Origin of the sequence: Myxococcus sp. CA039A (genome assembly GCF_013336645.1) — a bacterium.
Lineage (GTDB): Bacteria > Myxococcota > Myxococcia > Myxococcales > Myxococcaceae > Myxococcus > Myxococcus llanfairpwllgwyngyllgogerychwyrndrobwllllantysiliogogogochensis.
In genome coordinates, this window is the sequence record NZ_JABUMQ010000034.1 from 44,685 (window position 1) to 50,849 (window position 6,165).

At 67.5% G+C, this 6,165-nt stretch carries 5 protein-coding genes; all 5 read left to right on the forward strand.

Going from position 1 to position 6,165, the window contains the following annotated elements; translation table 11 throughout:
- Positions 1-1,341: an NADH-quinone oxidoreductase subunit NuoF gene (gene nuoF / locus HR086_RS08330; RefSeq protein ID WP_174454580.1), complete on the forward strand. Its 1,341-nt coding sequence runs from the start codon at positions 1-3 to the stop codon at positions 1,339-1,341.
- Positions 1,338-1,847, forward strand: a complete 510-nt coding sequence (locus HR086_RS08335; RefSeq protein WP_141643158.1) for an NADH-quinone oxidoreductase subunit J — start codon at positions 1,338-1,340, stop codon at positions 1,845-1,847. The genes nuoF and HR086_RS08335 overlap by 4 nt, the downstream gene beginning before the upstream one ends.
- A 75-nt stretch (positions 1,848-1,922) precedes the next feature.
- The gene (nuoK, locus tag HR086_RS08340; protein WP_141643162.1) at positions 1,923-2,225 is read left to right on the forward strand and encodes an NADH-quinone oxidoreductase subunit NuoK; all 303 of its coding nucleotides are present in this window, start codon (positions 1,923-1,925) and stop codon (positions 2,223-2,225) included.
- Positions 2,226-2,247: 22 nt separating this feature from the next.
- On the forward strand, positions 2,248-4,476 hold the full coding sequence (gene nuoL, locus HR086_RS08345; RefSeq protein ID WP_141643159.1) for an NADH-quinone oxidoreductase subunit L: 2,229 nt from the start codon (positions 2,248-2,250) through the stop codon (positions 4,474-4,476).
- The coding region (locus HR086_RS08350; RefSeq protein ID WP_174465318.1) for a NuoM family protein at positions 4,473-6,165 on the forward strand (1,693 nt) is incomplete at its 3' end. The genes nuoL and HR086_RS08350, both read left to right, overlap by 4 nt.

The following is a 6,165-nucleotide window of genomic DNA, read 5'->3' on the forward strand; positions in this document are numbered from 1 at the left end:
ATGACCGCTACGGCAAAGACGATCGACCCGATCATCTCGGCGGCCTGGGGCAAGCCGCAGTCCTGGACCCTGGACAGTTACAAGAAGCGCGGTGGCTACGAGGGCCTCAAGAAGGCGCTGGAGATGCAGCCGGCGGCCATCATCGACGAGGTGAAGAAGTCCAACCTCCGAGGGCGCGGCGGCGCCGGCTTCCCCACGGGCCTAAAGTGGAGCTTCGTCCCCAAGGACAGCCCCAAGCCCAAGTACCTGGCCGTCAACGGCGACGAGTCCGAGCCGGGCACCTTCAAGGACCGCTACATCCTGGAAGACGACCCGCACATGATGCTGGAGGGCATCGCCATCGCGTCGTACGCGCTGGGCGTGCACACCTGCTACGTGTACCTGCGCGGCGAGTTCAAGTTCCCCGCGGAGCGCTGCCAGGCGGCCATCGACGAGGCCTACAAGGCGGGCATCTTCGGCAAGAAGATGCTGGGCAAGGACTTCGAGCTCAACTGCTACCTGGTCCGTGGCGCTGGCGCCTACATCTGCGGTGAGGAGACGGCCCTCCTGGAGAGCCTGGAAGGCAAGAAGGGCTGGCCGCGCTTGAAGCCCCCCTTCCCCGCGGTGGTCGGCCTGTTCGGCAGCCCCACGGTGGTGAACAACGTGGAGACGCTCGCCAGCGTGCCGCACGTCTTCACGGGGGGCTCGGACTGGTACGCGAAGCTGGGCACGGACAAGTCGGGCGGCACGCGCCTGGTCTGCCTGTCGGGCTCCGTGAACCGCCCCGGCGTCTACGAAGTGTCCATGTTCACCACGCTCGCGGAGCTCATCTACGACGACAAGTTCGGCCGGGGTCTGCCGGCGGGTCGCAAGGTGAAGGCCGTGATTCCGGGCGGGTCCTCGGCGCCGGTGCTGGGCGCGGACGAGCTGGACGTGGCCATGGAGTTCGAGGCCCTCAAGGTCAAGCAGACCATGGCGGGCTCCGGCGGCGTCATCGTCATGGACGACTCCACCTGCATGGTGCGCAGCCTGTGGCGCGTGGCGCGCTTCTACGCGGAGGAGTCCTGCGGCCAGTGCACGCCGTGCCGCGAGGGCACGCCGTGGCAGACGCGGCTTCTGCGCAAGATTGAAGAGGGCCGCGGCGAGCCGGGCGACATCGAGATGCTGTCCAACGTGGCGTCCTCGATTGCCCCCTACCCGCCCATCGGCCTGGGCAACACCATCTGCGCGCTGGGTGACGCGGCGGCGCTGCCCACGCACTCGTTCCTGATGCGGTACAAGGACGAGTTCGAGGCCCACATCCGCGAGCACCGCTGCCCGTTCGGCGACAAGCCCTGGGGTTCGTTCGGAGACTGGTCTTGAACATCGAGCTCATCCTCTTCGGGGCGTTCGCGCTCCTGACGCTGCTGTCGGCCGGGACGGTCATCTTCGCGCGGAGCCCCATCAACTCCGCCATGGCCCTGGTCTCCACCTTCTTCTTCCTGGCGGGCCTGTACATCCTGCTCTGGGCGCACACGGTGGCGGTGCTCCAGGTGCTCGTCTACGCGGGCGCCATCATGGTGCTCTTCCTCTTCGTCATCATGCTGCTCAACCTGGGCGAGTCCCCCACGCGGGGCCGGCCCACGCTGGCGCGAATCGTGGGTGGCGCCTCCACGGTGGGCCTGCTGGTGGTGCTGGGCATCGCCCTGTCGAAGCTGCCTTCCGGGCCGCCTCCCTCGCTGGGCCTGGAGGGGCAGGCGACCTTCGGCACCATGGCGACCCTGGGTCAGGTCATCTTCACCCAGTGGCTGCTTCCCTTCGAAGCGGTGAGCTTGCTGCTGCTGGTGGCCATGGTGGGCGCCGTGGTGGTGGCCAAGTCGCGAATCTGATCGCTGCCGACTCCCCCCAACTTTCTGTGCTAGATGGCGGCGCAGGTCGTCGCCCGCGAGGCCCCGAATCGGCCCATGGTCCCCATCTCCTACTACCTCCTGCTTGCCGCCGCCCTGTTCTGCATGGGCATGTTTGGCGTGATGGTGCGCCGCAACGCGCTGGTCATCTTCATGTGCGTGGAGCTGATGCTCAACGCCGCGAACCTGACCTTCCTCGCGTTCGCCCGAATGCACGGAGACAGCGTTGGCCATGTCTCCGCCTTCTTCGTCATCGCCGTCGCGGCGGCGGAAGCGGCCATTGGCCTCGCCATCGTCATCGCCGTCTTCCGGAGCCGAGGCAGCGTCCTGGTGGAAGACATCCGGACCATGAAGCACTGACGGACCCGCCAGGAGCCCTGTCATGACCCTCTCGCAATTCCTGACGACGGCGCCCGTCGCTCCCGACGTGATGGCGCCCTCCCTGTGGCTCATCATCGCCCTGCCGCTGCTCGGCGCGTTCATCTGCGGCGTGTTCGGCAAGATGCTGGGCCGGGCCAACGTGAACCTGGTCGCCTGCTCGGCGGTGGGCGGCGCGTTCGTGCTCAGCGTGCTGGCCTTCTGGGCCACCAGCGCCACGGACCCGGAGACCCGCCGGCTCCTGTCCTTCCTCGTGAACCCGTTCGGCAACGAGCGCGACTACGTGCGCTACGCCCTGGCGCACGACTACGGCACCTGGTTCGCCGTGGGCGACTTCCGGGTGAACTTCGGGCTGATGGTGGACCACCTGTCGGGCACCCTGCTGCTGGTCATCACCGGCGTCGGGTTCCTCATCCACCTGTACTCCACCAGCTACATGGAGCACGACGAGTCCTACTGGCGGTACTTCGCGTACCTGAACCTGTTCGTCGCGGCGATGCTGACGCTGGTGCTGGCCGACAACCTGGTCCTGCTCTTCGTGGGCTGGGAAGGCGTGGGCATGGCCAGCTACCTGCTCATCGGCTTCTGGTACACGGACCCGGCCAAGGCGTGGGCGGGCCGCAAGGCGTTCGTCACCAACCGCATCGGTGACTTCGCGTTCCTCATCGCCACGTTCCTGATGGTGCTCCTGGTGGGCGCCTTCAACAAGCAGGCCGACGAGCGCGACTACACGGTGGCGGGCAGCAGCAGCCAGCGCTACGCGTCCGCGCTCCAGGACAAGGGCCCCGTCACCTTCCTGGGCCTGCAGAAGATGGCCGAGGCGCTGCCCGAGGGCGGCGGCAAGGTGACGCTGTCCACCCCCATCGCCGCGGGCCCGTTGGAGGGCTACACGTTCGGCGGGGTGATGACGGCGGCGATGCTGCTGTTCCTGCTGGGAGCCGCGGGCAAGAGCGCGCAGTTGCCCCTCTACGTGTGGCTGCCGGACGCGATGGCGGGCCCGACGCCCGTCTCCGCCCTCATCCACGCGGCGACGATGGTCACCGCCGGCATCTACCTGTTCAGCCGCATGTCCGCGCTGCTGGTGCTCAGCCCCACGGCCATGGCCACGGTGGCCATCATCGGCGCGCTGACCTCGCTGCTCGCGGCGCTCATCGCCTTCGCGCAGGACGACATCAAGAAGGTGCTCGCCTACTCCACGGTGTCCCAGCTGGGCATCATGTTCATGGGCGTGGGCATGGGCGTGTTCTGGGCGGCGGTGCTCCACCTCGTCACGCACGCGTTCTTCAAGGCCTGCCTCTTCCTGGGCGCCGGCAGCGTGATGCACGGCAACGGGGACGAGACGGACATCAAGAAGCTGGGCGGCCTGCGCCACGAGATGAAGTGGACGTGGGGCACGTTCTTCGTCGCCACGCTGGCCATCACCGGCATCATCCCGCTGTCCGGCTTCTTCTCGAAGGACGCCATCTTCCACGGCGTGCATCACAACCACCTGGAAGGGCTGCACTGGGTGTCCAGCGTCGTCTACTACCTGGGCCTGCTCATCGCCGCCTGCACCGCGTTCTACATGACGCGCGTGTACCTGCTGACCTTCGAGGGTCAGCGCTCCAAGGAGGCGAAGCTGGCGCACGCTCACGAGAGCGCGTGGCAGATGACGCTGCCCCTGGTGGTGCTGGCGGTGCTCAGCGTGGTGTCCGCGGTGTACGCGTGGCCGCTGATGAAGGCGCCGGGCGACGGCCGGCCTCAGCCGGTGTTCGAGAACTTCCTGAGCCCGGTGTTCGCGGCGATGAACCGCATCGTGGCGTCGGGCAAGACGGTGGAGCTGGACACCAGCGTCCCCGCCATGGGCGACTACGTCTTCGCGTGGCTCGTCGCCGTCTCTGGCGGCGCGCTGGCGGGCTTCCTGTACCTGCGCTTCTTCCCGGCGCGCGTGGGCCAGCCGGTTCCCGCGTTCGCCCGGGCGGTGCGCCGCACGGCGCAGAACAAGTTCTACGTGGATGAGCTGTACGAGCTGGCCATCATCCGGCCGGTGAAGTTCATGAGCTTCATCCTCTTCCGCGTGGTGGACGCGCTCCTCATCGACACCGTGGCGGTCCGCGGCACGGCGTGGGTGACGGCGCGAGTGGGCAGCGCGCTGCGCTACGTCCAGTCGGGCGACGCCCAGGCCTACGCCGCAGTGATGGCCCTCGCCCTGCTGGGCGGAGTCGCCTACGCCCTCATCCAGGTGCTGCAATGAGCTTCTTCGACACCCACCTGCTCAACCTCGTCGTCTTCCTGCCCTTCATCTTCGCGGTGCTGGTGTTGATGCTGCCGGCGGGCGAGTCGGGACAGATTCGCACCGTCACGCTCATCGCCATGCTGGTGGACCTCGTGTTCGGCGTGTGGGCGTACATGCGCTTCGAGCCGGGCGGCCCGGAGTTCCAGCTCGAGTACCGGGTGTCCTGGTTCAAGGAGTTCGGGCTCAGCTACCACCTGGGCGTGGATGGCCTGGCGGTGAGCCTGCTCCTGCTCACGGTGTTCCTGGGCCCGCTGGTGGTGATGGCCTCCACCACGTACATCAGCCACCGCATCAAGGAGTTCCACCTGGCGCTGCTGGTGCTCCAGACGACGATGCTGGGCGCGCTGGTGTCGCTGGACGTGCTGCTCTTCTACATCTTCTTCGAGGCCATGCTCATCCCCATGTACCTCCTGGTGGGTGTGTGGGGCGCCGAGGACCGCCAGATGGCGGCGGTGAAGTTCTTCCTCTACACGCTGGTCGGCTCGCTGCTGATGCTGGTGGCGCTCATCGCCGTGTACTTCATCAGCTCGCCCGCGGGCGCGCGCTCGTTCGACTACTCCACCCTGTACAACGGCCTGCTGGACGCGAACCGGCAGCTGTCCGCCTGCAACGCGGGACCCCCCGGAGCGTGTGACTCGCTCACGGGACTGGCCGCGACGCTGCACACCTATGGCCCGTGGCTCTTCGCCGCCTTCGCGCTGGCGTTCGCCATCAAGGTGCCCATGTGGCCGGTGCACACGTGGTTGCCGGACGCGCACGTGCAGGCGCCGGTGGCCGGCTCCATGATTCTGGCCGGCGTCATGCTGAAGATGGGCACGTTCGGCTTCTGGCGGTACGCGATTCCGTTCTTCCCGGTGGCCGCGCAGAACGCCCGGCCCTTCCTGGCGACGCTGGCCGTCATCGGCATCGTGTACGGCGCGCTGATGTGTCTGGCGCAGCGGGACATCAAGAAGCTGATTGCCTACTCGTCCGTGAGCCACCTGGGCTACTGCATGCTGGGCATCTTCGCCCTGACGGCGGAGGGCGCCACGGGCAGCGCGTACCAGATGCTCAACCACGGCATCTCCACGGGCGCGCTGTTCCTCCTGTTCGGCTTCCTCTACGAGCGGCGCCACACGCGACTGATGGCGGACTTCGGCGGCATCGCCAAGGTCATGCCGGTGTTCACGGTGGCCTTCGTCATCATCACCTTCTCGTCGGTGGCGGTGCCGGGCACCAACGGCTTCATCGGTGAGTTCCTCGTCCTGCTGGGCACATTCAAGTCGGACCTGGGCGCGGCCGCCGGCAACCCTCACCTGACGATGGTGTTCGGCGCGTTCGCCACGCTGGGCGTCATCCTGGGCGCCGCGTACATGCTGTGGATGGTGCAGAAGGTGTTCTTCGGCGGCCTCACGCACCGCGAGAACCAGCACCTGACCGACATGAACCTGCGGGAGATGCTCACGGTGCTGCCCTTCATCATCCTCGTCGGAGTGATGGGCCTGATGCCGCAGCCGTTCCTCGACCGCATCGAGCCGTCCACTGGCCGCTTCCTCGCCCGCGCTCGCGTGGGCACCCCGGGAGCCACCGTGCAGGAGGACCAGGTGCGCGTGGAGGTGATGGCGCTGCCGGCCCACCCCACCGTGGCTGCTCCGAGCGCCCCCACCC